Annotated in this window: 26 protein-coding genes and 1 tRNA gene; 6 read left to right on the plus strand and 21 right to left on the minus strand. The window is 67.4% G+C overall.

Features of this window, described 5'->3' with window-relative positions:
* Positions 1 to 8 precede the first annotated feature (8 nt).
* From BM365_RS02920 to BM365_RS02935, 4 genes are all read left to right on the plus strand, one after another.
* Positions 9 to 653 carry a methylthioribulose 1-phosphate dehydratase gene (locus tag BM365_RS02920; protein WP_093489421.1) on the plus strand — a complete coding sequence of 215 codons (645 nt, stop codon included), beginning with the start codon at positions 9 to 11 and terminating at the stop codon, positions 651 to 653.
* A 95-nt stretch (positions 654 to 748) separates the two neighbouring features.
* The gene (locus tag BM365_RS02925; RefSeq protein WP_093486445.1) at positions 749 to 1,309 is read left to right on the plus strand and encodes a 1,2-dihydroxy-3-keto-5-methylthiopentene dioxygenase; all 561 of its coding nucleotides are present in this window, start codon (positions 749 to 751) and stop codon (positions 1,307 to 1,309) included.
* A 32-nt stretch (positions 1,310 to 1,341) separates the two neighbouring features.
* Complete coding sequence (mtnC, locus tag BM365_RS02930; protein WP_093486447.1) at positions 1,342 to 2,043, plus strand: acireductone synthase; 702 nt, start codon at positions 1,342 to 1,344, stop codon at positions 2,041 to 2,043.
* 8 nt (positions 2,044 to 2,051) lie between these two features.
* Positions 2,052 to 2,924, plus strand: a complete 873-nt coding sequence (locus BM365_RS02935) for an aromatic amino acid exporter YddG (RefSeq protein ID WP_093486449.1) — start codon at positions 2,052 to 2,054, stop codon at positions 2,922 to 2,924.
* A 154-nt stretch (positions 2,925 to 3,078) separates the two neighbouring features.
* On the opposite strand, the gene BM365_RS02940 is transcribed toward BM365_RS02935, so the two are convergent.
* Genes BM365_RS02940 through BM365_RS02990 form a run of 11 tightly spaced genes read right to left on the minus strand, consistent with a single transcriptional unit; the run spans position 3,079 to position 12,715 of the window.
* Positions 3,079 to 3,657, minus strand: coding sequence for a YdeI/OmpD-associated family protein (locus BM365_RS02940; protein WP_199186224.1), 579 nt, complete (start codon positions 3,655 to 3,657; stop codon positions 3,079 to 3,081).
* 2 nt (positions 3,658 to 3,659) lie between these two features.
* Positions 3,660 to 5,237 (minus strand): calcineurin-like phosphoesterase C-terminal domain-containing protein, encoded by a 1,578-nt coding sequence (locus BM365_RS02945; RefSeq protein ID WP_093486453.1) that lies wholly within the window; start codon positions 5,235 to 5,237, stop codon positions 3,660 to 3,662.
* A 53-nt stretch (positions 5,238 to 5,290) separates the two neighbouring features.
* The gene (hisIE, locus tag BM365_RS02950; RefSeq protein ID WP_093486455.1) at positions 5,291 to 5,914 is read right to left on the minus strand and encodes a bifunctional phosphoribosyl-AMP cyclohydrolase/phosphoribosyl-ATP diphosphatase HisIE; all 624 of its coding nucleotides are present in this window, start codon (positions 5,912 to 5,914) and stop codon (positions 5,291 to 5,293) included.
* Entirely contained in the window at positions 5,904 to 6,680 is a 777-nt protein-coding gene (gene hisF / locus BM365_RS02955; protein ID WP_093486457.1) for an imidazole glycerol phosphate synthase subunit HisF, read from the minus strand. The genes hisIE and hisF overlap by 11 nt, the downstream gene beginning before the upstream one ends.
* Positions 6,674 to 7,411 carry a 1-(5-phosphoribosyl)-5-[(5-phosphoribosylamino)methylideneamino]imidazole-4-carboxamide isomerase gene (hisA, locus tag BM365_RS02960; RefSeq protein ID WP_093486459.1) on the minus strand — a complete coding sequence of 246 codons (738 nt, stop codon included), beginning with the start codon at positions 7,409 to 7,411 and terminating at the stop codon, positions 6,674 to 6,676. Before hisA ends, hisF begins: the two co-directional genes overlap by 7 nt.
* Positions 7,408 to 8,007 (minus strand): imidazole glycerol phosphate synthase subunit HisH, encoded by a 600-nt coding sequence (hisH, locus tag BM365_RS02965; RefSeq protein ID WP_175502032.1) that lies wholly within the window; start codon positions 8,005 to 8,007, stop codon positions 7,408 to 7,410. Before hisH ends, hisA begins: the two co-directional genes overlap by 4 nt.
* The gene (gene hisB, locus BM365_RS02970) at positions 8,007 to 9,080 is read right to left on the minus strand and encodes a bifunctional histidinol-phosphatase/imidazoleglycerol-phosphate dehydratase HisB (protein WP_093486461.1); all 1,074 of its coding nucleotides are present in this window, start codon (positions 9,078 to 9,080) and stop codon (positions 8,007 to 8,009) included. The genes hisH and hisB overlap by 1 nt, the downstream gene beginning before the upstream one ends.
* The gene (gene hisC, locus BM365_RS02975; RefSeq protein WP_093486463.1) at positions 9,077 to 10,159 is read right to left on the minus strand and encodes a histidinol-phosphate transaminase; all 1,083 of its coding nucleotides are present in this window, start codon (positions 10,157 to 10,159) and stop codon (positions 9,077 to 9,079) included. The genes hisB and hisC overlap by 4 nt, the downstream gene beginning before the upstream one ends.
* Positions 10,156 to 11,469: a histidinol dehydrogenase gene (gene hisD / locus BM365_RS02980; RefSeq protein WP_093486465.1), complete on the minus strand. Its 1,314-nt coding sequence runs from the start codon at positions 11,467 to 11,469 to the stop codon at positions 10,156 to 10,158. The genes hisC and hisD overlap by 4 nt, the downstream gene beginning before the upstream one ends.
* On the minus strand, positions 11,466 to 12,380 hold the full coding sequence (gene hisG, locus BM365_RS02985) for an ATP phosphoribosyltransferase (protein ID WP_093486467.1): 915 nt from the start codon (positions 12,378 to 12,380) through the stop codon (positions 11,466 to 11,468). The genes hisD and hisG overlap by 4 nt, the downstream gene beginning before the upstream one ends.
* An 8-nt stretch (positions 12,381 to 12,388) precedes the next feature.
* Positions 12,389 to 12,715, minus strand: coding sequence for a YerC/YecD family TrpR-related protein (locus tag BM365_RS02990; RefSeq protein ID WP_093486469.1), 327 nt, complete (start codon positions 12,713 to 12,715; stop codon positions 12,389 to 12,391).
* 239 nt (positions 12,716 to 12,954) lie between these two features.
* On the opposite strand from BM365_RS02990, the gene BM365_RS02995 reads away from it, so the two are divergent.
* Complete coding sequence (locus BM365_RS02995) at positions 12,955 to 14,781, plus strand: sensor domain-containing diguanylate cyclase (RefSeq protein ID WP_158253456.1); 1,827 nt, start codon at positions 12,955 to 12,957, stop codon at positions 14,779 to 14,781.
* A 24-nt stretch (positions 14,782 to 14,805) separates the two neighbouring features.
* Here the strand turns inward: BM365_RS02995 and BM365_RS03000 are convergent, their stop codons facing one another.
* Complete coding sequence (locus BM365_RS03000; protein ID WP_093486473.1) at positions 14,806 to 16,695, minus strand: HAL/PAL/TAL family ammonia-lyase; 1,890 nt, start codon at positions 16,693 to 16,695, stop codon at positions 14,806 to 14,808.
* A 1-nt stretch (position 16,696) separates the two neighbouring features.
* Positions 16,697 to 18,079, minus strand: a complete 1,383-nt coding sequence (hisS, locus tag BM365_RS03005) for a histidine--tRNA ligase (RefSeq protein WP_093486475.1) — start codon at positions 18,077 to 18,079, stop codon at positions 16,697 to 16,699.
* A gap of 147 nt (positions 18,080 to 18,226) precedes the next feature.
* Here hisS and BM365_RS03010 point away from each other — a divergent pair.
* A tRNA-Pro gene (locus BM365_RS03010) sits at positions 18,227 to 18,303 on the plus strand.
* Between the two features lie 78 nt (positions 18,304 to 18,381).
* Here the strand turns inward: BM365_RS03010 and BM365_RS03015 are convergent.
* From BM365_RS03015 to BM365_RS03050, 8 genes are all read right to left on the minus strand, one after another.
* The gene (locus BM365_RS03015) at positions 18,382 to 19,296 is read right to left on the minus strand and encodes a hypothetical protein (protein ID WP_139227295.1); all 915 of its coding nucleotides are present in this window, start codon (positions 19,294 to 19,296) and stop codon (positions 18,382 to 18,384) included.
* An 11-nt stretch (positions 19,297 to 19,307) separates the two neighbouring features.
* Entirely contained in the window at positions 19,308 to 20,729 is a 1,422-nt protein-coding gene (locus BM365_RS03020; RefSeq protein WP_093486479.1) for a glycosyltransferase family 2 protein, read from the minus strand.
* Between the two features lie 122 nt (positions 20,730 to 20,851).
* Complete coding sequence (locus BM365_RS03025; RefSeq protein ID WP_093486481.1) at positions 20,852 to 22,141, minus strand: glutamate-5-semialdehyde dehydrogenase; 1,290 nt, start codon at positions 22,139 to 22,141, stop codon at positions 20,852 to 20,854.
* A 19-nt stretch (positions 22,142 to 22,160) separates the two neighbouring features.
* Entirely contained in the window at positions 22,161 to 23,309 is a 1,149-nt protein-coding gene (gene proB, locus BM365_RS03030) for a glutamate 5-kinase (protein ID WP_093486483.1), read from the minus strand.
* A gap of 9 nt (positions 23,310 to 23,318) precedes the next feature.
* Entirely contained in the window at positions 23,319 to 23,558 is a 240-nt protein-coding gene (locus BM365_RS03035) for a YciI family protein (RefSeq protein ID WP_093489425.1), read from the minus strand.
* 14 nt (positions 23,559 to 23,572) lie between these two features.
* Positions 23,573 to 24,865, minus strand: a complete 1,293-nt coding sequence (gene argH / locus BM365_RS03040) for an argininosuccinate lyase (protein WP_093486485.1) — start codon at positions 24,863 to 24,865, stop codon at positions 23,573 to 23,575.
* The gene (argC, locus tag BM365_RS03045) at positions 24,862 to 25,824 is read right to left on the minus strand and encodes an N-acetyl-gamma-glutamyl-phosphate reductase (RefSeq protein ID WP_093486487.1); all 963 of its coding nucleotides are present in this window, start codon (positions 25,822 to 25,824) and stop codon (positions 24,862 to 24,864) included. The genes argH and argC overlap by 4 nt, the downstream gene beginning before the upstream one ends.
* Positions 25,821 to 26,441 carry a GNAT family N-acetyltransferase gene (locus BM365_RS03050; RefSeq protein WP_093486489.1) on the minus strand — a complete coding sequence of 207 codons (621 nt, stop codon included), beginning with the start codon at positions 26,439 to 26,441 and terminating at the stop codon, positions 25,821 to 25,823. Before BM365_RS03050 ends, argC begins: the two co-directional genes overlap by 4 nt.

The following is a 26,441-nucleotide window of genomic DNA, read 5'->3' on the forward strand; positions in this document are numbered from 1 at the left end:
TGGGCGGCATGAACGCCGCCCTCCCCTACGACGCCGACCAGTTGCGCGACCGCGCGCACTCGATCATCAGCAACGTGCGCGAGCTGTCGCAGCTCGGCTGGACGCCGGCGACCAGCAGCAACTTCTCCGAGCGACTGGACGAGCGCCACGCCGCCATCACCGTCTCCGGCCGCGACAAGGGCCGGCTGGTCGAGAACGACATCATGGTCGTCGACTTCGAGGGCAAGGCCGTCGGCAGCGACCACCGACCATCGGCGGAAACCCTGCTGCATACCCAGCTGTATCGCCGTTACCCGGAGATCGGCTGCGTGCTGCACACGCACTCGCTGGTGCAGACAGTGGCTTCGCGGCTGTTCGCCGGCGCCGGCCACATCCGGCTGGAAGGCTTCGAACTGCTGAAGGCGTTCCATGGCAACCAGACGCACGAGATGGCGATCGACGTGCCGGTGTTCGCGAACACCCAGGACATGCCGACCCTGGCCGCCCAGGTCGATGCCCTGCTCGACCGCCAGCCGCTATGGGGCTACCTGATCGACGGCCACGGCCTGTACGCGTGGGGCCGCACGATGGCGGAGGCGCGCCGGCACCTGGAGGCATTCGAGTTCCTGTTCGCCGCGGAACTGGAACTGCGCAAGCTCGGCTGCCGCCGCTGATAACCGCCGGTTATCGCAGCGTTCCGTTTCCGCAACAGGGCGTGGGGACCGGGTTTGCTACCCTAGCGTCCCCCTCGCCGCCTCACGCCATCGCCATGAGCCGCCTGCGCATCTTCAAGGAATCCGACCCGGCCACCCCGGAGTTCGCCAGCTACGATCCCGACTTCATCGCCACCGAGCTGAAGAAGATCGGCGTGACCTTCGAGCGCTGGAAGGCCACCAAGGCCATCGAACCGGGCGCCTCGCCCGAGGACGTGATGGACGCCTACCGCGCCGACATCGACCGCCTGGTCGCCGAACGCGGCTTCAAGACCGTCGACGTGGTCAGCATCGCGCCGGACAACCCGCAGCGCGAGGCGATGCGCGCGAAGTTCCTCGATGAGCATTACCACAAGGAAGACGAAGTGCGCTTCTTCGTGGCGGGTTCCGGCCTGTTCACGCTGCACGTGGACGGCAAGGTCTACGAGATCGAGTGCGTGCAGGACGACCTGATCGGTGTACCGGATAGCACGCTGCACTGGTTCGACATGGGCCCGGAACCGCGCTTCGTTGCGATCCGCTTCTTCACCGAGCCGGATGGCTGGGTCGGTCATTTTACCGGCACCACCATCGCGCAGGATTTCCCGCGCTATGAAGGCCTGACCCAGGGCCATTGATTCCCGCTCACCGACACTCACGACCAAGCACCATGCCCGTTTCCGCCATCCTCACCGACATCGAAGGCACGACCAGCAGCATCTCGTTCGTCAAGGACGTGCTGTTCCCTTATGCACGCCGCGCCCTGCCCGGGTTCGTCCGTGAGCACGGCGATGAACCGGAGGTCCGCCGCTGGCTGGACGTGGTGGCCACCGAGCACGGCAGCATCTGCAGCGATGACGTCATCGTGGAGACGCTGCAGGGCTGGATCGACCAGGACCGCAAGCACACCGCGCTGAAGGCGCTGCAGGGACTGATCTGGGAGGCGGGCTACCGCGATGCCGATTTCACGGCGCATGTGTATCCCGACACCGCGCCCGCCCTGCGTGCGTGGTACGACCAGGGTTATCCGCTGTACGTGTACTCGTCCGGCTCGGTGCCGGCGCAGAAGCTGCTCTTCGGGCACACCGACGCGGGCGACCTGACGCCGATGTTCTCGGGCTGGTTCGATACCGAAGTCGGCGGCAAGCGCGAAGCCGGCAGCTATCGCGTGATCGCCGAGCGCATCGACGTGCCGGCGGAAAAGATCCTGTTCCTGTCCGATGTGGTCGAAGAGCTGGATGCCGCGCGCGAGGCCGGATTGCAGACACGCCTGATCGACCGACTGGACGACTATCCCGTGCCACGCGAAGGCGACGCGGTGCACGGCCACCTGCGCGCCACCACGTTCGACGCGATCGAACTTCCGCACTGAATCCCCGCATGGCATCGCAACGCACGGCCACACTGATCGGGTTGGCGGCCATCCTGCTGTGGGCTTCGCTGGCGGTGCTCACCACGGCGACCGGTACGCTGCCGCCCTTCCAGGTCTTGGCGATCAGCTTCGGCGTGGCCGCGCTCCTCGGGCTCGCACGTGCGGCGCTTCGAGGGAGATCTGGTTGGCGTGAACTACGCCAGCCCTGGGCGGCCCTGGCGCTGTCCACGCTGGCCCTGTTCGGTTACCACGCGCTCTACTTCATCGCATTGAAGCGCGCGCCCGCTGTCGAAGCGAACCTGCTGAACTATATGTGGCCGCTGTTGATCGTGGTCTTCGCCGGGCTGCTCGGCGGCGTCGCGGTGCGCGGCGGGCAGTGGGCGGGCACGCTGCTCGGCCTGATCGCCGCCGTCCTGCTGGTGACGCGCGGCCGCGGGCTGCAGGTCGATCCTGCGCACGTGCCCGGATACGTCGCCGCGCTCAGTGCCGCGGTGATCTGGGCGGCCTACTCCGTCCTCAACCGGCGCTTCGCCGACGTCCCGACCGCTGCCATCACGGTGGCCTGTGCCGGCGTCGCGATCCTGGGCGGCATTGCGCATCTGTTGTTCGAGCGCACCGTCGTCCCGGATGCCACGCAGTGGATCGTGTTGGTCGTGATGGGCATCGGCCCCGTAGGCGCCGCGTTCTGGCTCTGGGATCACGGCACCAAGCGCGGTGATATCGCCTTGCTGGGCAGCCTCTCCTATCTCGCGCCCTTGTTGTCGACGCTGCTGTTGGTCGTCTCGGGTCGTGCGGAGCCGCATTGGATCCAGGCCGTCGCGATCGCGCTGCTGCTGATAGGCGCGTGGCTCAGCGTGCGATCCAGCCGCGCTGCTCGATGAGAGCGATTCGCGTTTCTACACGCGTCGTGCGATTTGCCTAGACTGCGCGCCACGTCGCCCGCCAGCCTTCGCCAGCCAGCCACGTCAGCCTCGCACGCCAGCCTCCGCTCGCCCGCCAGGTTCCAGGACGCCTCCTTCGGGAGGCGTTTCCGTTTCAGGCGCCGTGGATCTTCTCGCCGCGCGCGAGCATGGCGACCAGCTTTTCGATCCGCGCCAGGCGGGTCTCCGGCTTCACCGCCGTCTGCACGCGCCAGCACACCGCGTACCGGTTGGTCTTGTCGAGCGCGTCGAAGAACGCCTTGGCCTTGCGGTTCTTCGCCAGCGCCTTCGCGAGTTCCACCGGCACCTCCATCGACTTGGCGCCATCGTAGGCCGCCTCCCAGCGCCCGTCGGCCTTGGCCGCATCGACCTCGCGTTGCCCCGCAGGCCGCATCCGCCCCGCTGCCACCAGGGTTTCGATCTTGGCGACGTTGATCTTCGACCAGGTGCTGCGCGCGCGCCGCGGCGTGAAGCGCTGCAGGAAGAACTGCGCGTCGAACCCCTTCTTCTGACCGTCGATCCATCCGTGGCACAGCGCCACATCGAGTGCTTCGGCATAGCTGACCGAGGCGATGCCCGACTCCTTCTTTGCGATCTTCAGCCAGACGCCCGTGGAGGCCGGATGGCGCTCCAGCCAGCGCTCCCACGCGGACGCATCCGCGAAGTGTTCGATGGGAAGTTCCGCGGTCGTCACGATCAAGGCTCCCCGATCTGCAACCGATAGGACGTCCTCGCCGACTGCTCACCACGCCAGCGGTCGAACACGCGCACCTCGACGGCATGGTCGCCTACGTCCAGGTCGGTGGGCAGCGCGCCCCGCCACAGGTGCTGGGACGCTTCGGCTTCGGGCGAGCGGTCGTAGCCGCGTAGCGCGTCGGCCACGTCGTCGCGCATGTTCTCCGCCAGCAAGCGCGGATCGGGCTGTTCGACGCGTTTCATCGGCTTCCACGCGCCCTCATCGACGCGGTACTCCACGCGCGTCTCGGTATCGCCCATGTAGACATTAGCAAACACACCCCACGCGGGGTACGCGCCTTTCCGCAGCACGCGCGGTGCGTGCAGTCCGATGCCGCTGTCGTTCTCGCTGCGGGCGGAATGCCAGGACAGCGCATAGTCGCCGCCTGCACGCACGCGCAGCCTGGCGTAGCCGTTGGGCGTGCCATCGGCCATGGTCGTGTCAGGGATGCCCTCGGCATCCTTGACGCCCGACCAGTAGGCACCGCACGCGGCACCGACGTTGTACTCATGCAACCGCTGGAGGCCATGCCAGCCGGTGGAGGCATCGTGATACCAGTGACGCTGCGTGTGCGTATGGCCGCTGAGCAGCAGCACGTGCGGGAAGTCCTTCAGCATCGCGAACAGGCGTTCCCGATCCACCGCACGGAAGCCACGCGCACCGGGCTCATAAAAGGGGATATGCGCGCCGATCACCAGCAGGCGGTCCTTCCGCACCGTGGGCAGGTAGGCCTGTAGGAAGGCGAACTGGTCTTCGCGCAGCCCGCCGAAGTAGGCCGGCGACTTGCCCGGCTGGTAGATCACGTCATCCAGGCCGATGAACGTCGCGGCTTCCTCTTCCCAAGCGAACGTATCCGGCCCCAGGTGATGACGGAAAGTACGCAACGATTCTTCATCGTTGGCCGCATCGACATCGAGGTCATGGTTGCCGGGGATGAAAAGCCACGGCACCTGCAGGCTCATCGTCGTGCGAAGGATCTCCGGATACAGGGACAGATCGTCATTGGTCACATCGCCCAGCGTCAGCCCGAGCGCAGCGCCGTGCTTGCCGACGAGCGGCTGCACGATGTCGCGCCAGTAGTAATCCACGTCCTTCACCGAGGACGTCTGGCTGTCGGCGAACAGCAGCACGTCGAGGTCGCTCTGTACTGCCGGCTTCGGCCTCAGCGCGAAATGGGTGCAGTCCGGCTGGCGCTGCGGGATGCCGCCGTACTTGAGCGCGGGCGCGGTGTGGTACTGCAGGTTCCGCCAACGGGCCGGCAAGCCATCCCGTCGTACCGCAAGCTCGTAGCCGGGCGGCTTGATGACGAACATGGTGCGGCCGTCCACGTAGTCGAGGGTGTACTCGCCCTGCGCGTTACTGGTGGCGATATCGATGCCGTTGGACACCTTGACGCCCGGCAGGCCCGGTTCGCCGTTATCGCGGATGCCATTGCCGTTGCGGTCCTCGAACACCTGCCCCCAGCTGCAGGGCGGCGGCAACGCGTGGGCAGGTAGGGCGAGGCAGACCAGGAGGACGGCAGTCAGCGAAGCGCGCACGGCGACTCCAGCGGGGGCGACCGCCGGATTATGACCCGAGGTGGCCGATGCGGTCAGCGTGCGTGGCGCTGGGCGAGCACAGCGACCGCATCGTCGAGGGAGAGACCCCGCGCGCGCAGCAGGACGATCAGGTGGTACAGCAGGTCGGCGCCCTCGCCGAGGAGTGCGGCATCGTCCTGGGCGACCGCCGCGAGCGCGGTCTCCACGCCCTCCTCGCCGACTTTCTGCGCAATGCGGCGCACACCGGCATCGAACAGGCGCGTGGTGTAGCTGTCGGTCGGTCGCTCGCGCTCGCGTCGTGCGATCACCGTATCGAGCTCGGCGAGGAACGCACTGGGCGCGTCCGGGAAACAACTGGCCCGCTGCAGGTGGCAGGTCGGTCCGCGTGGGTGCGCGAGCACCAGCAGGCTGTCGTCGTCGCAGTCGACGTCCACCGACACCAGCTCCAGCACGTGGCCCGAACTCTCGCCCTTGGTCCACAGGCGTTGCTTGCTGCGGCTGAAGAACGTCACCCGGCGACTGGCCAGCGTCGCGTCCAACGCATCGCGATTCATGTAGCCCAGCATCAGCACGCGGAGCGTCGCCGCGTCCTGGACGATGGCGGGCAACAACCCATCGCCCTTGGCCCAGTCCAGCCGTGCAGGATCGATCGCTTGCTCACCGGATTCAGTTGCCACGTCGCACCTCGATGCCCTGCCCGTCCAATACCTGTTTCAACGCGGGGATCGCGATGTGCCCGCTGTGGAAGACACTCGCGGCCAAGGCCCCGTCCACGTCCGCGCGCCGGAATACATCGCTGAAATGCTCCACCTCGCCGGCACCCCCCGAGGCAATGAGCGGAACCTCGCAGATCGCACGGACCGCCTGCAACTGCGCCAAGTCATAACCCCGCCGCACGCCGTCCTGGTCCATGCAGTTCAGCACGATCTCGCCGGCGCCCAGACGTTGGGCCTGCACCACCCAGTCCAGCGTACGCAAGCCGGCGCCCCGCATCTTCGACGGATCGCCGGTGTAGCGGCGCACGCGCCATTCGCCATCGGCTTCCAGGATGGAATCCACACCGACCACCACGCATTGCACGCCGAACGCCTGCGCCAGTTCGCCGATCAGCACTGGCCGTTCCAGCGCCGGTGTATTGACCGAGACCTTGTCGGCTCCGCTGTACAGCACGCGGCGCGCCGTCTCCACGTCGCGGATGCCGCCCGCCACGCAGAAAGGAATGTCCAGCAGCCGCGATACACGTTCGATCCACGCGTAGTCGACGGAGCGGCCTTCCGGACTGGCGGCGATGTCGTAGAAGACCAATTCGTCGGCGCCTTCGTCGCGATACCGCAGCGCCAATTCAGCGATGTCGCCCATGTCGACGTGGTCGCGGAACTTCACCCCCTTGACGACACGGCCCTCGCGGACGTCGAGGCACGGGATGATGCGCCGGCTCAGCATGCGAGCGCTTCCGGCAGCGCGAAGCGTCCTTCGAGCAGCGCCCGACCCAGCACGATGCCTGCGCAGCCGGCTTTGCGCGCTCCACTGACGTCGACGATGGTGCTCACGCCACCGGAGGCCTGTACGGCCAGCGCAGGCACGACGCCGCGCAGATACGCATACAAGTCCAGGTTCGGTCCGGTCAGCATGCCGTCGCGGGCGATATCGGTACACAGCAGGTGACGCAGGCCGGCTTCGGCATAGCGCGTGGCCAGCGCATCCAGTGTTTCGGCAGCGGTTTCCGTCCAACCATGCACCGGAAGACGCCAGACGCCATCGTCATCGCGACGCGTGTCGAGCGCCACGGTGATGCGCTCGCTGCCGAACTCGGCGAGCCATGCCAGCACGGTGTCAGGCGCGCGTACGGAAAGCGAGCCGATCACCACACGCTGCGCCCCGGCGTCGAGCAACTTCGCCACGTCATCGCGTTCCCGGACACCGCCGCCCGTCTGCACGCGGAGCGAGGTCGTGCGCGCAATCTCCTGCAGCAGCGGCTCCAGCGTGTAACCGCCCGCGCGCGCGGCGTCCAGGTCGACGAGATGCAGCCATTCGGCACCTTGCGCCGCATAGCGCGCAGCCACCTCGGACGGCGAGCCCTCGTAGCGGGTCTCGCGCGCGTAGTCGCCCTGCGCCAGGCGCACCACGCGGCCATCGCGAACATCGATGGCGGGATAAACAGTGAAGCCTGTCATTGCAATCCGTACTCGATGAAATTCCTGAGCAATCTCGCACCCACACCGGCCGAACGCTCGGGATGGAACTGGGCGCCGGCGACCCGGCCACGCTGCACGACGGCGGCGAAACGCTCCCCGTGCTCGCTGCTGCACAGGCAGTCGTCGTCGACCGGCGCCGCGTAGCTATGGACGAAGTAGGCGTGGTCGCCCTCGCCAATGCCTTCCATCAGCGAGCTGTCGCGGTGCCGTTGCAGCGTGTTCCAGCCCATGTGGGGCACGCGGATGCCGGGCGACACCGGCAGCTTGCGGACCCGGCCCGGCAACAGGCCGAGGCACGGCGTGTCGTCTTCTTCCGAGTGAGCGAACAACAACTGCACGCCGACGCAGACGCCTAGCAATGGCGATTCCAGCGTGCGCAGCGTGTCGACCAGTTCCAGCTCCCGCAGGCGCGCCATGCACACGGCCGCCGCACCCACGCCCGGCAGGATGACCCGGTCCGCGGCGCGAATCGCCGCGACGTCGCCGGTCAGTTCCGCTTCGACACCGAGCCGCTGCAGGGCGTAACGCACCGAGCCAATGTTGGAGCCGCCGGCATCGACGAGTACGACGCGCATCAGAGCGCACCCTTGGTCGAAGGAAGCTCTGCGCCTTCGCGCTTGATGGCCTGCCGCAACGCACGCGCGAGCGCCTTGAAGCTGGCTTCGACCTTGTGGTGGTCGTTGTCGCCGTGCACCTTCAGGTTGAGGTTCAAGCCCGAGGCATCGCATAGCGAACGGAAGAAATGAGGCACCAGCTCCGTCGGTAGATCGCCCACGCGCTCGCGCTTGAACTCGCCGTCGAAGACGAAGTAAGGCCGGCCGCTGAAGTCCAGCGCCGCGCTGGCCAGCGTCTCGTCCATCGGCAAGGTGAAGCCGTAGCGACCGATGCCGCGCTTGTCGCCCAACGCTTCCTTCAGCGCCTGACCCAGCGCAAGACCGGTGTCCTCGACCGTGTGGTGTTCGTCGATGTGCAGATCGCCATCGGCACGGACCTCGAGAGCGAAGCCGCCGTGCTTGCCGATCTGTTCCAGCATGTGGTCGAAGAACGGCAGACCGGTTTCCGCCACCGGCTCGGCGACACGATCCAGGTCGACGTCCACGCGGATCTTCGTTTCCTTGGTGTTGCGCTGGACGACGGCGCGACGCGGTGCGTCCGCCAGTTCGTGCGCGACGCCGGCCCAGTCCCACTCGCCACCGAACTGCGCGGTCTTCAACTGGAACGCACGGATCTTCAGGTTGTCGGCGAACTGGTTGTCGGTGGGTCGGTCGCCGACCATCGCCGAGCGCGACCAGTCGATGGTGCGGTCCTGCAGGTACGGGATGACCAGACCGATGCCGGGCTTGCGCGTGGGCTTGTTCTCATGCGGCCAGCTCTCATCGATCAAGACGTCGCGGAAGCGGATGCCCTGGCTTTCGAACACCTGCATCATCAGGGCATGCGGGCCGTCGAACGTGGCGCGCGGATACTGGTCCGAGCCCAGGCCGTCCTGGTTGCTGACCATCACGAACTGGTAGCCCGCATCGCGCAGTCTCAGCAGCGCGGGGATGACGCCGGCGACGAAGCGCAACTTCTCGTAAGCATCGATCTGGAAGTCTTCCGGCTCCTCGATGAGGGTGCCGTCGCGGTCGATGAAGAGGATGGGCGTCATGCCGCCTGCTCCCGGGCGCCGAGGGCCGCGATCACGCAGTCGTTCTGCGCCGGCGAGCCGACGGTGATGCGCAGGGCATCCCCCAGTTGCGGTGCCGCCCGCTGGTCGCGGACCACCACGCCGGTGGCCAGCAATGCACGGAACGCGCGCTCGGCATCGTCGAAGCGCGCCAGCACGTAATTGCCTTGCGATGCATAAACGCGACGCACGCCCGGCGTCCGCGTCAGTGCCTCGGCCAAGCGGCTACGCTCGCTCCGCACCAGCGCGACCCGTTCGCGCGTCTGCGCCAGTGCCGCGTCGGACAGTCCCGCCAATGCCAGGTCAGCACAGGGCGTTGGCACCGGGTAAGGCGCCTGGCAGCGCTGCAGGACGGCAATCAGCGCCTCGTCGCCGATCACCACGCCGATGCGCGCGGCGGCCAGTGCATGCGCCTTGGACAGCGTCCGCAGCACGGCGATGTTCGACTGCGTGGGCAGGAGCGTCGTGGCAGAAGGGCCATCGGCGAACTCGCCATAAGCCTCGTCCACCACCACCAGCGCATTCCCTTCCAATGCACGGGCGAGCGACGCGATACCGTCGAGCGGAATGGTGGCACCCGCAGGATTGGAGGGTGAGCACAGGAAGACCAGCTTCGCGCGCCGTGTCAGTGCCGCGTCGCGGATCGCGTCCAGGTCGGCGGAGAAGCCCGCGGCGGCGTCCACGAGCGGAACCTCGATCAAGGCCGCACCCTGCAGGCGCGCGCACACTGCGTACATGCCGAAGACCGGGGGCGTCACCACGACCGCGTCCTGTCCCGGTACGCACAGTGCGCGCACGAGCAAATCGATGGCTTCATCACTCCCGCGCCCCACCAGCAGCGCGGCGGGCGCCACGCCGTACAGCTCGGCAAGGCGCGAGCGCAGGGCCGGTGGCTGCGGATCCGGATAGCGGCGACTGCGCCCTTCCCCATCGGCGGGATTGGCCCAAGCCGACTCGTTGGCGTTCAACCATACTTCGCCGCGCAGCGCTTCGCTGCGTGCCGACTTGTAACCGGCGAAGTCGCGCAGGTCCGGGCGTACCAGCGAGAGCAACGCACTCATGCGGCCACCCCACTCAGTCGCAGCGCAACGGCATGGGCGTGCGCATCCAGGCCTTCCGCCCGCGCCAGCGTCAACGCGCACGCGCCGATGGCGGCGATGCCGGCACGGCTGGCCGACTGCACGCTGACGAAGTTCTGGAAGCTCGCCACGCTGACGCCGCTATAGGCCCGCGCAGCACCTGCCGTCGGCAGCACGTGGTTGGTGCCGCTGCAGTAATCGCCCAACGCTTCCGGCGTGTAGTCGCCAAGGAACACCGAGCCCGCCGCTTCAACGCGTTCGAGCCACGCGCGCGGTTCGCGCAACGCCAGGATCAAGTGCTCGGGTGCGTAGCGGTTGCTGATGGCGAAGGCCTCGTCCAGCCTCGCCACCTTGATCAACCGCGACGCAGCCAAGGCCTGGCGCGCGATGTCGGCACGGTCCAGCGCGGCGAGCTGCGTAGCCAGTTCTTTCTGCACGCGCGCGATCAGTGCATCGTCGTCACTCAGCAGCAGCACCTGCGAATCCGGACCGTGCTCGGCCTGCGACAGCAGATCCGCCGCGACGAAGGCGGCATCGGCGCCGGCATCGGCGATCACCAGCACTTCGGACGGCCCGGCCGGCATGTCGATCGCAGCTGCGCCACGTTGCGCCACCTGCTGCTTGGCCTCGGTGACGTAGCTGTTGCCGGGGCCGAACAACTTGTCGCACTTCGGCACGCTGTCGGTGCCGAAGGCCATCGCGGCGATCGCCTGCGCGCCGCCCAGCTTGAATACGCGCGGTACGCCGGTCATCTGCGCGGCGACCAGCACGGCGGGATCGGCCGTTCCGTCCTTGCGCGGGGGCGTGCACAGCACAACCTCGCGACAACCTGCCAGCCGCGCCGGCACGCCCAGCATCAACGCCGTGGACGGCAGCGGGGCCGTACCGGCGGGCACGTAAAGGCCCACGCGCGGAATCGGCCGGATGACGCGTTCGCAGACCACGCCCGGTGCTGTTTCCACCGCATAAGGCTGCGCCATGCCCGCCTTGTGGAAGGCCTCGATGCGCCCGGCCGCCTCCCGCATTGCGTCGCGCAAGTCCGTGGATACGGCGGCATGTGCGGCCGCGAATTCCTCGTCGCTGACGGCGAAACTGGCCAGTTCGACGCCGTCGAAACGGGCGGTCACCTCGCGTAGCGTCGCATCGCCGCGCGCCCGCACGTCGGCCAGCAGGCCGGCGACCGCGTCGCGCGTGCGCTGCGCGACCGCCTGCACCGGACGTGCGAGCAACCCTGCGCGCGCGGCCTCATCGAGCGTGGTCCAGTCGTAACGGGGAGCAGGTGATGCGCTCATGCCAGCGACCTCTCGACCGACAGCACCATCAATCCCTGCGCACCGGCGCGCTGCAGTTCTTCCAGCCGTTGCCAGGTGACGGCGCCATGGCACATGGCCTGCAGCGATACCGGACCCTCGTCGTTGCCCGGCAGCGCGACCACGCCATCGCTATCCGTCAGCAGACGCGCCAGCGCCGGCACGATGTCGCGTTCGGCACGGAACATCAGCAGCTTGCTGTCCTTCAGTTTCAGCACGCCGTCGAGGCGGCGCAGCAGCATGTCGGCCAGGCCTGCACGGGCGTCGTCGAAGGCGCGTGCGGGGCCGGCCAGGACGGCTTCGCTGTCGAGCAGCGTTTCCACCGGCTTCAACTGGTTCGCCGCCAACGTGGCGCCACTGGAAACGAGGTCGCAAATGAGGTCCGCCGTGCCCAGCTTCGGGGCGATCTCCACCGAACCGGACAGCTCGACCACCGCGGCATCGATGCCCCGCGCCTGCAGCCACTGGCGCAGGACGGACGGGTAGCTGGTGGCAATGCGCAGGCCTTGCAATTGCTCGGGACCGGTCCATTCCCAGCTCTCGGGAATCGCCAGCATTAGGCAGCAGCTACCGAACCCCAGCGGACGCAGTTCACGGTAGGCCTGCGGCAGGCCGATCAGGGTGCGCTCGCCGGCTTGTTCGTCCAGTTCATTGCGGCCGACGATGCCGAAATCGCAGACGCCATCGGCGATCAGGCCGGGGATGTCGTCGTCGCGCACGAGCAGCAGGTCGACCGGTAGCGATTCGCCGTAGCAAAAGAGCTTGTCGCGGCTCTCGCGCCAGCTCAGGCCGCACGCGGCCAGCAGGGTGCGCGCCGGCTCGGCGAGCCGTCCGCTTTTCTGGATGGCGATACGCAGACGCTCGCGCGTCGCGGGGGTCAGGGAGGGACTCATGGGGAGGCTCAGTGGGAAGCGGTGGCCGTCGCCGCCTGCTGGCGGTGGACGGCGGCGGCATAGCCGCCTGCGCCGCGCTCGAGGGTGCGGGCGACGCGGCCGATCGTGGTCACGCTGACCTGGGTGAGGTCGTGGATCTCCCGATACGGGACACCCTTCAGCAGCAGAGGCACCACCCGCCAGCGGTCGGCCATGGCCTCCAGCTCCGCAGGCGTACAGAGGTCCTCCAGGAAGGCGCGCACCTCGCCCGCCTCCGCCAGCGCGGCCAGGGCTTCGGAAAGCGCCTGCAGCGGAGCGTTGTCGGCGATCTCTTCCTGGGTCGGGCGGCGCTTCATGGGCGGGATCGATGCATTAATGTATTAATGTGCTAATACATTAGTTCATGGGTGCACGGCCCGTCAACCCGGCGCGTGTCTGGAATGACAGTGTTTTCCCGTTACTTCCGGCATAGCCACACCAGGGGACTGTCGATGGGCTGGAGCGGGCAAGGACGATGAGTACACTGCCAAGGACGCCGGACCGTCGGCCCGGCCCCATCGCCGGACGGCGGAAGGGCTACCCGGGGGGGACGGGCATGCAGGGACGACGCGATCGCAGGGCGAACCATCCACACTGGCTGGCGTGGCTCTTCGTGCTGCTGCTGTGGCCGATGGCGGCGGCGGCTTCCGGTCCGGCCCGCATCGGCACCGATGCCAGCTATGCCGCGCTCGCGCCCAACACCACCTACTTCCACGACGCCGGCGGCACCACAACGCCGGAAGAAGCCGACCGCCTGCTCGACACCGGCCGCTTTGCCCCGTTGCCGAACGGCGACGCTTCGTTCGGGTTCCAGACCGGCGCGTTCTGGTTCCATGTCGAAGTCACCAACACCAATGCCCGCGAACAGCGCTGGTTGCTGGTGCAGCAGTACGCGCTGAGCGACCGCATCGACATCTACGCGCGCTACCCCGACGGTCGCACGGTGCACCACACCGGCGGCGACACCTTCCCGTTCGAACATCGCAGCATCCGTTATCGGCATCCGAACTTCTGGCTGGACCTGCCTACCGGCCAGCCTGTGGACTTGCTGGTACGGGTGCAGAGCCAGAGCTCGATGCAGGTGCCGTTGTTCCTGTACACGCCTGCCGCCTTCGCCGAACTCTCGCGTGACGGCCAGCTCGGCATCGGCATCTACTACGGCATCCTGGTCGCGCTGTTCTTCTACAACCTGGTGCTGTGGCTGGTGCTGCGCGATGGCAGCTACTTCTGGTATTTGTTCCACATCACCGCGTTCGGCCTGGTGCTGTTCACCCTCAACGGCCTGGGCTTCGAATACTTCTGGCCGCACTCCACCTGGCTCGCCGACAAATCGGTCCCGCTATCGGTCTGCCTGGCGCAGATCGGCATGCAGCAGTTCTCGCGGACCTTCCTCGGCTTGAACACGCGATGGCGACTGGGCGACCGCATCAGCAAGGGCATCATCGCGTTCTTCGTGCTGCTGGGCATCGCCGCGACGCAGCTGCCCTATCACGTGGCCACGCCGATCGCGTCGGCGGCGGTGTTCCCCAGCATCCTGTGGATCGCGGTGATCACGTTGGTGGTCGTGCGCAGCGGCTACCGCCCGGCGAAGGTGTTTCTGCTGGCCTGGGCGATGTTCCTGCTGGGCACCGGCATCTTCGTCGCGCTGGCCTTCGGCCTGCTGCCCAAGACCTTCATGACCGAGTACGGCGTGCAGATCGGCTCGGCGCTGGAAATGCTGCTGCTGTCGGTGGCGCTGGGCTACCGCTACGCCGCGCTGCGCAACGAGAACGAACGCATTGTGCGCGACGCCAAGAACCAGCTCGAAGAGCAAGTCATTACCCGCACGGCCGAACTGCGCCAGGCGATGTCCGAACTGGAAAGCGCGCACCACCGGCTACGCGAATCCAGCCGCCTCGACGGCCTGACCGACCTCTACAACCGCACGCACTTCCGCGAAGCGTTCGAACATCTGCTGTCCCAGTCGCGCAATTCGCAGCGGCCGATCTCGCTATTGATGATCGACCTGGACCACTTCAAGCGGATCAACGATACCTACGGCCACCTGGTCGGCGACGACTGCCTGCGCTGTACGTCGAACACGCTGGCCGAGACGCTGCGCCCGCACGGCGCGTTGCTGGCGCGTTTCGGCGGCGAGGAATTCATCGCCGCCCTGCCCGGCCTGGGCCTGGGCGAGGCCAGCGTGGTGGCCGAGGAGTTGCGACAGGCCCTGCGTGCGCAACCGTGCCGCAGCGGCGAACTGGAGATCGCGGTATCCGCCAGCATCGGCGTGCACTGCGTCGACCTGGAAGCCCGCGACAGCCTGGAATCCGCGCTGCAGGTGGCGGACCAGGCGCTCTACACCGCCAAAGCCGAGGGGCGTGACTGCGTGCGGACGCTCTGAGAAGCGGCTCCGCACGCCGTGCACTCAGCGGTTGCGCACCGCCGACAGGATTTCGCCCGATTCCACCAGCCGCACCGCGGTAGCGACCTCGCCGTCGAGCGCGCGATCGCGATCCAGGAACGGAATCTTCGCGCGGATGGCCGCGTGGGCGGCCGCGACGGCATGGCCCGGATGGAAGGCTTCGCTGGCCGCGAGTGCGGCACGCAACGCATCCACTTCCTCGAGGAAGCCATCACGTCCTTCCCCACCGGGCGCCGGGCCGCCGGCCACCTTGGCCGCCATGCCTTCGGCGTCGGTCCGGTCCGCCAGCCCGCGCGCCGCGTTGATCATGTCGCGACGCAGGTCGAGCGCCTGCGCGGCGGTGTAGAGCTCCAGCGCCAGCACCTTGCCCAGGTCCTGGGCCATCGCCAGTACATGGCGCGCCTCGTTGGCGCCCATCGACACGTGGTCTTCCGCGTTCGCGCTGGTCGGCACCGAGAACACGCTGGCCGGGTGCGCGCGGCTGGCCAGGTCGTTGACGATGGCGGCGGCGCTGTACTGCACGATCATGTGGCCCGATTCGGTACCGTCTTCGTTGCCGATCAGGAAGGCAGGCAGGCCGTCGTTGGTCGCAGGATCGACCAGCTTGTTCAGACGGCGCTCCGAGATGGATGCCAGCGTCGGAATGGCGGCTTTCACGTAGCTCATCGCGAGCGCCAGCGGCATGCCGTGGAAGTGGCCGGCGGAGATCACCTGCTCTTCGACATGCTCGGCTTGCTTGTCGGGGAACACCAGCGGGTTGTCGGTGACCGAATTGAGTTCGATCTCCAGCACGCGCTTGGCCTGCTCCACGGCATCGCGCACGGCACCGTGCACCTGCGGGATGCAGCGCAGCGAATAACTGTCCTGCGGCTGGTGCTTCTTGCCGCCACGGAACGGCATGAAACGCCGGTAGAACTTCTCGCGACCGTGGCGTTGCCCCGTAGGCACCCAATCCCAGCCGATGTCGAAGCGCAGCGCCTGCGCTTCCGGCGTATCCCAGCTGCCGGGCAGCCAGGTACGGAAGCGCGGCACCAGATGGTAGGGAATGTCGGCCAGCGTCGAGCCGGCCAGCAATTCGCGCAGGCGCGCGGCGACATGCACTTGGCCCGGATGCGGGCGCAGCGCGTGCACTTCTTCGGCGAACGCACCCAGGCGGCCGGCGAAGGCATCGATCGTCATCGCGGCGGCCAGATCCGCCGTATCCAGCAACTGATCCAGGCGGTACGTGGCGAGCACGCCCATGGCGAGCATCTGCGCGGTGCCGTTGTTCAGCGCCAGACCTTCCTTGTAGGACAGCGATACCGGCGACAGGCCGGCGCGCTTCAGCGCCTCCGCGCCCGACATGCGCTCGCCCTCGTGGAAGGCTTCGCCACCGCCCAGCAGCACGATGGCCAGGTGCGACAGCGGCGCCAGGTCACCCGATGCACCCACCGAGCCCAGCGACGGCACGACCGGCACGATGCCGGCGTTGAGCATCGCAGCCAAGGCCTGCAGGGTTTCCACGCGGATGCCGGAATGCCCTTTCAGCAGCGTGTTGATGCGGATGCCCAGCATGGCCCGCACGATCTCCGGCGCCATCGGCTCGCCCACGCACACCGCGTGGGTGACGATCAGGTTGTACTGCAGCTCTTCATGCAGCGAACGCCCGGACTTCGTCGCGCCCGGCAGTTCGTCGCGCACCGGATGCGCACCCAGCAGCTTGTCGGCATTGCTGCCGAAGCCGGTGGAAACGCCGTAGATCGGCTCTTCACGGCGGACCTGTTCGGCGAGGAAGTCGGCCGCGCGCGCGACCGCCTTCAGCGCGCCCTTGTCCAGTTCGACGCTGGCGCCGAACGCGATCTCGACCAGCTTGTCGCGGGTGAGCGAGGCACCATCCAGCAGGATCGGTTTCATGTCAGCGCCCCGCCAGTGCGCGTGCCTGTTCCAGCTCTACCTTCAGGCTGCTGGCCAGTTCCTCGCGCTTCACTTCGAACTGCTGCTCGCGCAACAGGTCCTTCACCGTCACCGCGCCGCGTGCCCGCTCGTCTTCGCCGGCCAACACCACGAAGCGGATGCCCGCACGCGAGGCGTACTGGAACTGCTTGGCGAGCTTGCGGCCTTCCATCTGCACTTCGGTGTTGATGCCGGCCGCACGCAGGCGCCGGGCGATATCCAGCGATTCCGCCAGCTCGCCTTCGTCCATCAGCGCGACCATCGCCTGCACGCTGCTTTCATCGCTGCCGGCGATCAGGCCGGCTTCGCGCAGCTGCCAGAACAGGCGCGTCAACCCGATCGAAATGCCCACGCCCGGCAGCTTCGACTTGGTGTAGTGGCTGGCGAGGTCTTCGTAGCGGCCGCCCGAACAGATCGACCCGATCTGCGGATAGCCGTCCAGCTGCGTCTCGTAGACGGTGCCAGTGTAGTAGTCCAGGCCGCGCGCGATCGAGAAGTTCAGGCAGTACGCCGCTTCCGGCACACCGAGCGCCTTGACCAGTTCCAGTACCTCGCGCAGCTCGGCGATGCCCTGGTTGAAGATCTCGCTGCCCTGCCCCAGCGCATCGAGCTTGGCCAACGCGTCAGCGTGGCTGCTGCTGCGCATGGCGACGAAGTCGAGGATGCGGTCCACGCCCTCCGCGGACATACCGAAGCCTTCACCGGTCAGCGTCTCGCGCACGTAGTCGGCGCCGCGCTTGTCCAGCTTGTCGACTTCGCGCAGGACCAGTGCCTGCTGCTCGCCGTCGGTGACGCCCTGCGCCTCGAAGAAGCCGCGCATCAGCTTGCGGTTGTTCAACTGGATGGTGAAGTCGCCGATGCCCAGGTCGCTGAAGACCGCATGGATCACGGCGAGGATCTCGGCATCGAAGCGCACGCTGAGCGCGTCCTTGCCGATCACGTCGATGTCGCACTGGTAGAACTCGCGGAAGCGGCCGCGCTGTGCGCGTTCGCCACGATAGACGCGCTGGATCTGGTAGCGACGGAACGGGAACGTGAGCTCATGCTCGTGTTCGGCCACGTAGCGCGCGAGCGGCACGGTCAGGTCGAAGCGCAACGCCAGTTCGGGCAAGCCCTCGCCTTCCTTCGCCAGCGCACCGGTGGACTGGACGAAATACACCTGCCGCTCGGTTTCGCCACCGGACTTGGTCAGCAGCGTCTCGGACAGTTCGAATACCGGCGTTTCCACCGGCAGGAAGCCGAAGCGCTCGTAGTTCCGGCGGATGGTGTCCAGCATACGCTGGAACGCGATCTGCTCGCGCGGGAGCAGCTCCATGACGCCAGGCGGGGTACGGGGCTTGATCAAGCGGGCAACTCCGGCATTCGTGAACGGCGCATTTTACGTGGCCGGGCCCGTCCATCGCAGCTTTTGGCGACGACGGCCCACCGTTCGCGAATTCCGCTTCCACGTCTTGCCTCGGCCGGGCGGCTTCACTACAATGGCGCGCTCAGTCGGGGTGTAGCTCAGTCTGGTAGAGCGCTACGTTCGGGACGTAGAGGTCGCAGGTTCGAATCCTGTCTCCCCGACCAATTGAAAAAGCCGGCCTTGCGCCGGCTTTTTTGTGCCCGGAACCGGCCGCGGGACGGCCGGAACGCGTGCGATCGCGGTCAGAAGGCGACGAACGCCTGCAGCCGGGCGTAACGGTACGAATAACTGTCCGTACCGGTATCGGTCAGCACGGGGGTGTCGGTATAGCCGGCATCCAGGCGCAGCCACGCATTCTTCCAGCGCGGCGTTTCCACGCCGACCTCGATCATGCGCGCACGCTTGGAGGTGTCGCCTGCGCTGCGCTGCCGGCCCAAGCCCGCGCGCGCCGTGTATTGGTAGCCGCCGACGTAACGGCGCCAGCCCACCACGCCCAAGGCCTCGCCGTACCAGCGCGGGGAGTAGTAGTCCGCTTCGCGCGGCTCGCTGTTGCGGTAGTAGCGCGTGCGCAGTTGCAGGCTCAGGCCCTGCTCGGGCGCCACCGCGAACACCAGGTTGCCGCGCAGGTGCGTACGCAGGTTGTCGCCCACGTCGAAATCCTGCACGCCGGCAACGGCACTGGCCGACCACCGGTCGCCCATCGGCACATCGACGCCCGCCCCCGCGAACGTCTGCACCCATCCCTGCGCCACGCCGTTGCGCGTTTCCAGGACGTCGCGCTCGATGAAGAATTCCTTGCGATAGGCGTCGCGGCTGTGGATCGACGCACGGCCGATGAGATCGTCGCCGTTCGTGCCCACGTCACCTTCCCATTGCCACTGGCTGCCGGCGTCGCCGGCGCCGCTCAGGAAGAGGCGGTCCTGGCCCTCGTGCCAGCCGCGGCCGGAAAAGCGCGCATGTTCGACTTTCACGCCCCACCAGTGCTCGATGTCGCGGTGTTCGATGTCCCAGCCGAGCGCCAGCTTGCGCGCCTCGTTGCCATCGGCATCGGAGCCGACCCACACATCGGTGCGCACGGCCTGCTTGCCCTCGTCGGGCGTGGTTTGTGCCATCGCGGCGGGCGCCACGGCGGCCAGGGCCAGGGCGGCGGTCAGCATGCAGCGCTTCATCACTTGGTACCCCAGGTCTTGCGCAGGCGCAGCAGTTCGGCGGCGTAGCCCATGACGCAGACGGGCTGCAGGATCATGGTGTAGGCCAACGTGTAGAACAGGAAACCGGAGATGTTCCGGCGCACGCGCAAGTCCTGGCTTTTGAACATGCGCGCTTGCACGCGGAAGATCACGATGTTCCACAGCGCCGCCAGCGGCAGCACCAACAAGGTCATGATGCCGGCGATCCAGTAGTAGCCGAACAGCGCCAGCACGATGCCGGGGATGAAGGCGAAGGTGTAGACCAGGTCCAGCGGCAGGAACAGCAGATTCCACCAGATGAACAGCGTGGTCATGCGGGGCTTGAACAGCAGACTGCCGTGGCGCGCGAAGGCTTCCATCAGGCCGCGCGACCAGCGCTGGCGCTGGCGGGAGAACTGGCCGACCTTGGTCGGCACCTTGGTGAACAGACAAGCTTCCTCGCAGTAGCCGATGCGGGCACCGGTCTCGAGCAGCGCCCAGGACACCACGATGTCTTCGCCGACGCACTCGGGCCAACCGCCGACCTCATCCAGCGCCTCGCGGGTGTAAAGCGAGAACGCGCCCTGCGCCACCAGCGTGCCGTGGTACATGCTCTGCATGCGCTTCACCGCGGCGATGCCGTGGAAGTAATCCCACTCCTGACTACGGGTCAGCCAGTTCTCGCGCGAGTTGCGGACCAGCACCGCGCCGGCGACGGCCACCGTGCCGGGCGGATCGGACAGAAAGCGCTCGACCAGCTTGCGCAGCGCATCGGCGCGTAGGTAGGAGTCGCCATCGACGGTCACCACCAGCGCCTGGTGCGTCTCGGCAAAACCGCGGTTCAATGCCTTCGACTTGCCGCCGTTCTTGGGCTGCGCCAGTACGCGGATCTGCAGGCCCGGGCGGCTGAGCTGCGCCGCCATCGCGCGGGCGATGGCGAGGCTGTCGTCGGTCGAACCGTCGTCGATCACCACCACTTCCACGGTGCCCGGGTAATCCTGGCGCGCCAGGCTGGTGAGCGTGTCGGCGATGTTCTCGCTCTCGTTGTAGGAAGCCACCAGCACGCAGACGTCCGGCAGGCGGTCGTACTTGCGCAGGACCGGGCGGCGATCGGAAAGGATCGAGCCGATCAGGAACGCGTTCATGAAACCGGGCACGTAAGCGATGAACGCGATCACGAACAAGGCCAACCCGAAGCCCAGCGGCTTGGACAGCTCGGACAGCCAGGGCTGGGACAGCTTGACCGACACGCCCGCCCACGCCAGCGAAGCCAGCAGGATGAGGGTGTACTTGACCCGGATCGGTACGTAGAAGCGCCGGCGCGCAGGCGCCTCGGCGGCGGGCTGTGTGGCCTCGAGCCCGGTATCGGGGGGCGGCGCATCGAACGGCTGGAAGGTCGCGGGGGTTTTGACGTCGTACATGGGGGCGTGCATCGACAAGGGTTGCCCCCTTGGTGCAAATGCCGTGCCAATCCCGCAATGCCGCAATAACGCGGTTTTAACTCACTTTTGCGAACTGAATCACAAAAAAGTGACCCGCCACGTCACTTTGCGCCCTGCGCCGGGCCCCCGTACTGCTGGTCGGGATGCCTTACCTGGCCCTGCCCGCGCACGACGAAGCGCTCCACCGTCAGGGCTTCCAGCCCCATGGGGCCGTAGGAGTGCAGCCGGGTGGTCGAGATGCCGATCTCCGCCCCCAGCCCCAGTTCGCCCCCGTCCGAGAATCGAGAGGACGCATTGACCATGACCACGGCAGAACGAAGCGCCTGGATGAATCGCTCGGCATGGGCCGGGGTACGGGTGACGATCACCTCGGTATGGTCGGAGGTGTGGCGGCGCACGTGGGCGATGGCGGCCTCCAGGTCGTCGACCACGCCGATGGCGAGTACCAAATCGAGGTACTCGGCCGCGAAGTCGTCCTCGCTCGCCGGGACGGCATCGGACACCCATGCCCTGCCGGCTTCGTCGATGCGCACTTCCACGCCACGGGCGCGCAAGGCTTCCACGGCGCGCGGCAGGAAAGTCGGCGCGACATCGCGGTGGACCAACAGCGTCTCCAGCGCATTGCACGCGGAAGGCCGCGAAACCTTGCCGTCGAGCAGGAGGCCGAGCGCCACGTCTTGGTCCGCATCCGCGTCCACGTACTGGTGGCAGACGCCTTTGTAGTGCTTGATCACCGGCACGCGTGCATGTTCGGCGACGAAGCGGATCAGGCCCTCGCCGCCGCGCGGAATCACCAGGTCGATGACGTCGCTGAGCTGGATCAGCTCCAGGATGGTCTCGCGCTGCAGGTCCTCGACCAGCGTCAGCACGGCCTCGGGCAGGCCGGCCTCGCGCAGGGCACGACGCAGTGCGGCCGCGATGGCGGTGTTGGAATGGATGGCCTCCGATCCGCCACGCAGGATCACTGCATTGCCGGCCTTCAGGCACAGTGCCGCGGCATCAGCGGTCACGTTGGGGCGCGCCTCGTAGATCATGGCAATCACGCCCAGCGGCACGCGCACGCGCTCCACGTGGATGCCGTTCGGCCGGTCATAGGCGCGGGTGACCTGTCCCACCGGATCCGGCAGGTCGGCGACTTCGCGCACGGCGCCCGCAATCCCGTGAAGCCGTTTGGCATCCAGACGCAACCGATCCAGCATCGCACTGCCAATGCCCTTGGCTTCCGCGGCTTCGATATCGCGTGCGTTGGCGGCCAGGATCCCCGCTTCATCCGCAAGCAGCGCGTCCGCCATCGCCCGCAGCAGCGCGTCCTTCGCCTCGGTCGGCAGCGTGGCGATCGCATGCGCGGCATCGCGGCATTGCAGGGCTTGCTGGGTGATCGCGCCAGTCATGCGGACTCCGGGAGAAGCGTCAGAGAAGGACCAGATCGTCGCGATGCACGACGTTCTCGCCGTAGGTGTAACCGAGTATGCCTTCGATGTCGCGCGAATGACGACGCGCGATGCGGCGGATATCCACGGCCGAATACTGGCTCACGCCGCGCGCGACGGCGCGGTCTCCTTCGCCGTCGCGCAACACTACCTCGACCATGTCGCCGCGCCGGAAATCGCCTTCGGCCGTGGTCACCCCGCCCGGCAACAGCGACGCGCCCTTGCCCGTCATCGCACCGGCCGCCCCGGTGTCAACGACGATCGCACCGGCTTCGACCGGCACGTTGCGAAGCCAGTACTTGCGCGCCGCGAGGCGGTTCTGCGCCGGGCGGAACCGCGTGCCGAGCAGCGACCCGCGCGCGAGCGCCGAAACGGCAGTCGCCTGCGTACCGTTGAACAGGAACGTCTCGATGCCCGCGGCGGCGGCCTTCGCGGCCGCTTCGAGCTTGGTGTGCATGCCGCCGGTGCCGACGCCGCTGCCGGCACCCCCGGCCATCGCGAAGAACGCGGGTGTTAGCGCTTCGACGTCCAGGATCGGCTGGGCATCGGCGTGCGTGCGCGGGTTGGCGGTGTAGAAGCCGTCGATGTCGGTGGCGATGAAGAGCGCATCGGCATCGATCAGCGCCGCCACGACGGCGGCCAGGTTGTCGTTGTCGCCGAGTTTCAGCTCGTCGACGGAGACGGTGTCGTTCTCGTTGATGATCGGCAGCGCACCCAGCGCCAGCAATTCCTGCAAGGTCGCCCGCGCATTGAGGTAGCGCCGGCGATTGCGCAGGTCGTCGTGGGTCAGCAGTACCTGCGCTACCGGCCGGTCGAAGAAGCGCTGCCACAGCGCGATCAACTGCGCCTGACCGAGCGCGGCCAGCGCCTGCCGCTCGGCCATCGCAACGCCGGCCTGCGGTTTGCGATGCAACAGGCCGCGCCCGGCGGCCACCGCACCCGACGACACGATAACCACTTCCCTGCCCGCGGCGATGCTGGAGGACACGAATTGCGCCAGGGCCAGCGCATGGCGCGGGGTCAAGCCCTCGTCGCCGCCGGCCAACAGACTGCTGCCGACCTTCAGCACGGCGCGACGCCATGTCGGCAATGCTTGTTCTTCGAACGGTGGCGGCACGGCGTGGGTCATCGTCTCAGCTCAGCGTGTGTTCCATTCGTAGACGGTGAGGTCGGACGTGCCGAGCGTCGCCAGCGGATCGCGTGCCGCGATCGCACGGGCCTGCTCAAGCGAATCGAGGTTGACCAGCACGTAGGCACCACCGGTCTTGTCGCTGAAGCCCCCGGTCATCTCGAGATGGCCGCTGTCGCGCAGCTCGTCCAGGAAGGCGAGGTGCGGTGCGATCGCGCCCTCGTCGAATGCAGGTCGCCGCATGGCCATGACGAGATAGCGCTTCACAGGGCGTCCCAGCGCGCCATCAGCGTGTCCAGACGGAGATCCGCGCCGGCACCCGGCGATACGCGCGCAGCCAAGCTGCCCTCGGGCGAGCGCCCCTGCCCGGCCGTATCCGCGGACGCAGCCGCCGCTTTGTACGCTTCGCGGAACGGCACACCGGCGACGGCCGCTTCCACGGCGACGTCGGTGGCGTACATGCCGGAATCGATCGCGGCACGCAGGCGGTCTTCGCGCCACTCCAGGTTCGCGAGCAATGCCGGCAACAGTTCGAGCGCCGGCAGGCCACGACCGAAGCCATGGAAGATCGCACCCTTGCTGGCCTGCAGATCGCGGTGGTACCCCGACGGCAACGACAGCAACTGCTCGATCTCCGTGCGCGCCGCCGCCACGCTGGCGTGGGTGGCGCGCATCAGTTCGATGACGTCGGGATTGCGCTTGTTCGGCATGATCGAACTGCCCGTCGTGTACTGCGAAGGCAACGCGACGAAACCGAACTCCGCGCTCGTGAACAGCGATAGGTCCCAGGCGATGCGGCGCAGGTCGAGGGTGGCACCACCGAGCGCTTCCAGCGCGGCCAGTTCGAACTTTCCGCGCGAGAGCTGCGCGTAGATCGGGCTCACCTGCATGCGCGCGAAGCCGAGCGCCGCGGTCGTGTGCTCGCGGTCGAGCTTCAGGTTGACGCCATAGCCGGCCGCGGTGCCGAGCGGATTGGCGTCCACCAGCTTCAGCGTGTCGCGGGCGCGCATCGTGTTGTCGATGAACGCCTCGGCCCACCCCGCCCACCACATGCCGGCGGACGACACCACGGCGCGCTGGATATGGGTATAGCCCGGGATCGGCAAGTCGCGTTCGGCCCGCGCGCGATCCAGCGCCACCTTGGCCACTTCGCGCGACAGCACCGCCACGCGCGCCAGCTTCTCCTTCAGCCACAGGCGCGTGGCGACCAGGATCTGGTCGTTCCGGCTGCGGCCGGTATGGATCTTGCGACCCGCATCGCCCAACCGCTCGGTCAGCCTGGCCTCGATGGCGGAGTGGCCGTCTTCGTAGCGTTCATCCAGGACGAAGTCGCCGCGACGGAAATCATCCGCCAGCAACGCCAGCTCGCGCTTGAGGCCCGCCAACTCGTCGCCGGACAGGATGCCGATGCGCTGCAGGCCTTCGGCATGCGCCGTGCTGGCCTGGATGTCGTGCAGGAAGAATTCGCGGTCCAGCACCACGTCGTCGCCGGCCAGGAAACGCTGGATCTCCGCATCCACCGCCACGCCGGGCTTCTGCCACAACAGGTCGCTCATGCCGTCGTCTCCTGCGGAATGCTGTCGAGTTCGCCGAATCCGAACGCGAGGTTGAGGTTCTGCATCGCCTGCGTCGCCGCGCCCTTCAGCAGATTGTCGAGCGTCGCGACCACGACCAGACGCTTGCCGCCGGGTGCGAGGGTGAAGCCGCCGATTTCGACATCATGCCGGCCGGCGATGCGACTGACCCATGGCGCCTCGTCCAGCACCTGGATCAACGCTTCGCCCGCATAGCGATCGCGGTAGAGCTTACGGATGTCTTCGATCTTCGCCGGTTGCTGCAGCCACAGGTTGACCGTCATCGTGATGCCGCGGAAGTGCGGCGCGACGTGCGGCATGAACTCGATAGGCAGGCCCAGGTGGCGGCTGACTTCGCGCTCATGCATGTGGTCGGTCAGCGCGTACGGCATCAGGTTGTCGCGCAGCAGGTCGGTGTTGTTCTTGTCCGACGGCGAGGTTCCGGCGCCGGAATAGCCGGACACGCCGAAGCATTGCGGCGGACCCGCCAGGCGACCGAGCAACGGCGCAATCGCCAGTTGCATGGCGGTGGCATAACAACCGGGATTGCTGATGCGCTTCTCGCCGGCGTACCGCTGCCGGGTCAGTTCGGGCAGGCCGTAGTACCAATGCTCGTCGAAGCGGAAATCCGCCGACAAGTCGATCACCACGGTGTCCGGCGCCTGCGCGTCGATGGCGGCGACCAGTTCGGCTGCCTTGCCGTTCGGCAGCGCCAGGATCACGGCATCCGCGCCCTTGCCGCCGACCTGCTCGTGGCTCAGGTTCTCGTAGCGCAGCTCGCCTGCGAACTCGGGAATGTGATCGCTGACCTTCTGCCCATCCAGCTCGCGTGAGGACACGAACACCAGCTCGAGGTACGGATGGCGGGCAATCAGGCGGATCAGCTCCGCGCCGGTGTGGCCGCGGGCGCCGACGATGCCGACGGTCTTGGTCGTGCTCATGGGGAATCCTGTTCGTGCCGGGCGAGCTTCGCCAGCAGGTTGCGCTTCACCGCCGGCCATTCGCCATCGATGATCGAGAAGACGACGGTGTCGCGTGGCGATCCGTCGGCATGCCGCTTGTGGTTGCGTAGCACCCCGTCCTGCTTTGCGCCGAGCCGGGCGATCGCCGCACGCGAGCGATGGTTGAACCAGCTGGTCTCGAAGACCACGCTGATGCAGCCCAGTGTCTCGAAGGCATGCGTGAGCAGCAGCAGCTTGGTTTCGGTGTTGACGCCCGTGCGCTGCACGTCAGGCGCATACCAGGTGTAGCCGATGCTGAGTTTGGGCACGTCGGCTTCCAGTCCGTAGAACCGGGTGCTGCCCACGATGCGGCCGCCCGCATCCCGCACCACGAACGGCAGCACGCGGCCGTCGGCCTGCGCCGCGAGCACCGCATCCACATAGCCCGCCGCATCCGCGGCTTTCGGCACCTGCGTGAACCACAAGGCCGCCAGTTCGTCGCCGGCCAGCGCCGCGCGCAGGCCGTCCACATGGTCGCGCGACATCGGCTCGAGGCGCGCATGGCGGCCCGCCAGGACCGGTACCTTCTGCCATGCCGTTGGGATCGAAGCGCTCAT

Source organism: Pseudoxanthomonas sp. YR558 (genome assembly GCF_900116385.1).
Lineage (GTDB): Bacteria > Pseudomonadota > Gammaproteobacteria > Xanthomonadales > Xanthomonadaceae > Pseudoxanthomonas_A.

Coding starts and splice junctions, on each gene's coding strand:
- hisH (WP_175502032.1), bottom strand. CDS start 8,007: ATGCGCGTCGTACTCGTCGATGCCGGCGGCTCCAACATTGGCTCGGTG.
- BM365_RS02925 (WP_093486445.1), top strand. CDS start 749: ATGAGCCGCCTGCGCATCTTCAAGGAATCCGACCCGGCCACCCCGGAG.
- BM365_RS02995 (WP_158253456.1), top strand. CDS start 12,955: ATGCAGGGACGACGCGATCGCAGGGCGAACCATCCACACTGGCTGGCG.
- BM365_RS03015 (WP_139227295.1), bottom strand. CDS start 19,296: ATGCTGACCGCCGCCCTGGCCCTGGCCGCCGTGGCGCCCGCCGCGATG.
- BM365_RS03025 (WP_093486481.1), bottom strand. CDS start 22,141: ATGACTGGCGCGATCACCCAGCAAGCCCTGCAATGCCGCGATGCCGCG.
- argH (WP_093486485.1), bottom strand. CDS start 24,865: ATGAGCGACCTGTTGTGGCAGAAGCCCGGCGTGGCGGTGGATGCGGAG.
- mtnC (WP_093486447.1), top strand. CDS start 1,342: ATGCCCGTTTCCGCCATCCTCACCGACATCGAAGGCACGACCAGCAGC.
- BM365_RS03050 (WP_093486489.1), bottom strand. CDS start 26,441: ATGAGCGCTTCGATCCCAACGGCATGGCAGAAGGTACCGGTCCTGGCG.
- BM365_RS02920 (WP_093489421.1), top strand. CDS start 9: ATGAACGCCGCCCTCCCCTACGACGCCGACCAGTTGCGCGACCGCGCG.
- BM365_RS03035 (WP_093489425.1), bottom strand. CDS start 23,558: ATGGCCATGCGGCGACCTGCATTCGACGAGGGCGCGATCGCACCGCAC.
- hisA (WP_093486459.1), bottom strand. CDS start 7,411: ATGACAGGCTTCACTGTTTATCCCGCCATCGATGTTCGCGATGGCCGC.
- hisF (WP_093486457.1), bottom strand. CDS start 6,680: ATGCTGAGCCGGCGCATCATCCCGTGCCTCGACGTCCGCGAGGGCCGT.
- hisC (WP_093486463.1), bottom strand. CDS start 10,159: ATGAGTGCGTTGCTCTCGCTGGTACGCCCGGACCTGCGCGACTTCGCC.
- BM365_RS03020 (WP_093486479.1), bottom strand. CDS start 20,729: ATGTACGACGTCAAAACCCCCGCGACCTTCCAGCCGTTCGATGCGCCG.
- proB (WP_093486483.1), bottom strand. CDS start 23,309: ATGACCCACGCCGTGCCGCCACCGTTCGAAGAACAAGCATTGCCGACA.
- BM365_RS02990 (WP_093486469.1), bottom strand. CDS start 12,715: ATGAAGCGCCGCCCGACCCAGGAAGAGATCGCCGACAACGCTCCGCTG.
- hisG (WP_093486467.1), bottom strand. CDS start 12,380: ATGAGTCCCTCCCTGACCCCCGCGACGCGCGAGCGTCTGCGTATCGCC.
- BM365_RS03000 (WP_093486473.1), bottom strand. CDS start 16,695: ATGAAACCGATCCTGCTGGATGGTGCCTCGCTCACCCGCGACAAGCTG.
- argC (WP_093486487.1), bottom strand. CDS start 25,824: ATGAGCACGACCAAGACCGTCGGCATCGTCGGCGCCCGCGGCCACACC.
- hisD (WP_093486465.1), bottom strand. CDS start 11,469: ATGAGCGCATCACCTGCTCCCCGTTACGACTGGACCACGCTCGATGAG.
- hisB (WP_093486461.1), bottom strand. CDS start 9,080: ATGACGCCCATCCTCTTCATCGACCGCGACGGCACCCTCATCGAGGAG.
- BM365_RS02935 (WP_093486449.1), top strand. CDS start 2,052: ATGGCATCGCAACGCACGGCCACACTGATCGGGTTGGCGGCCATCCTG.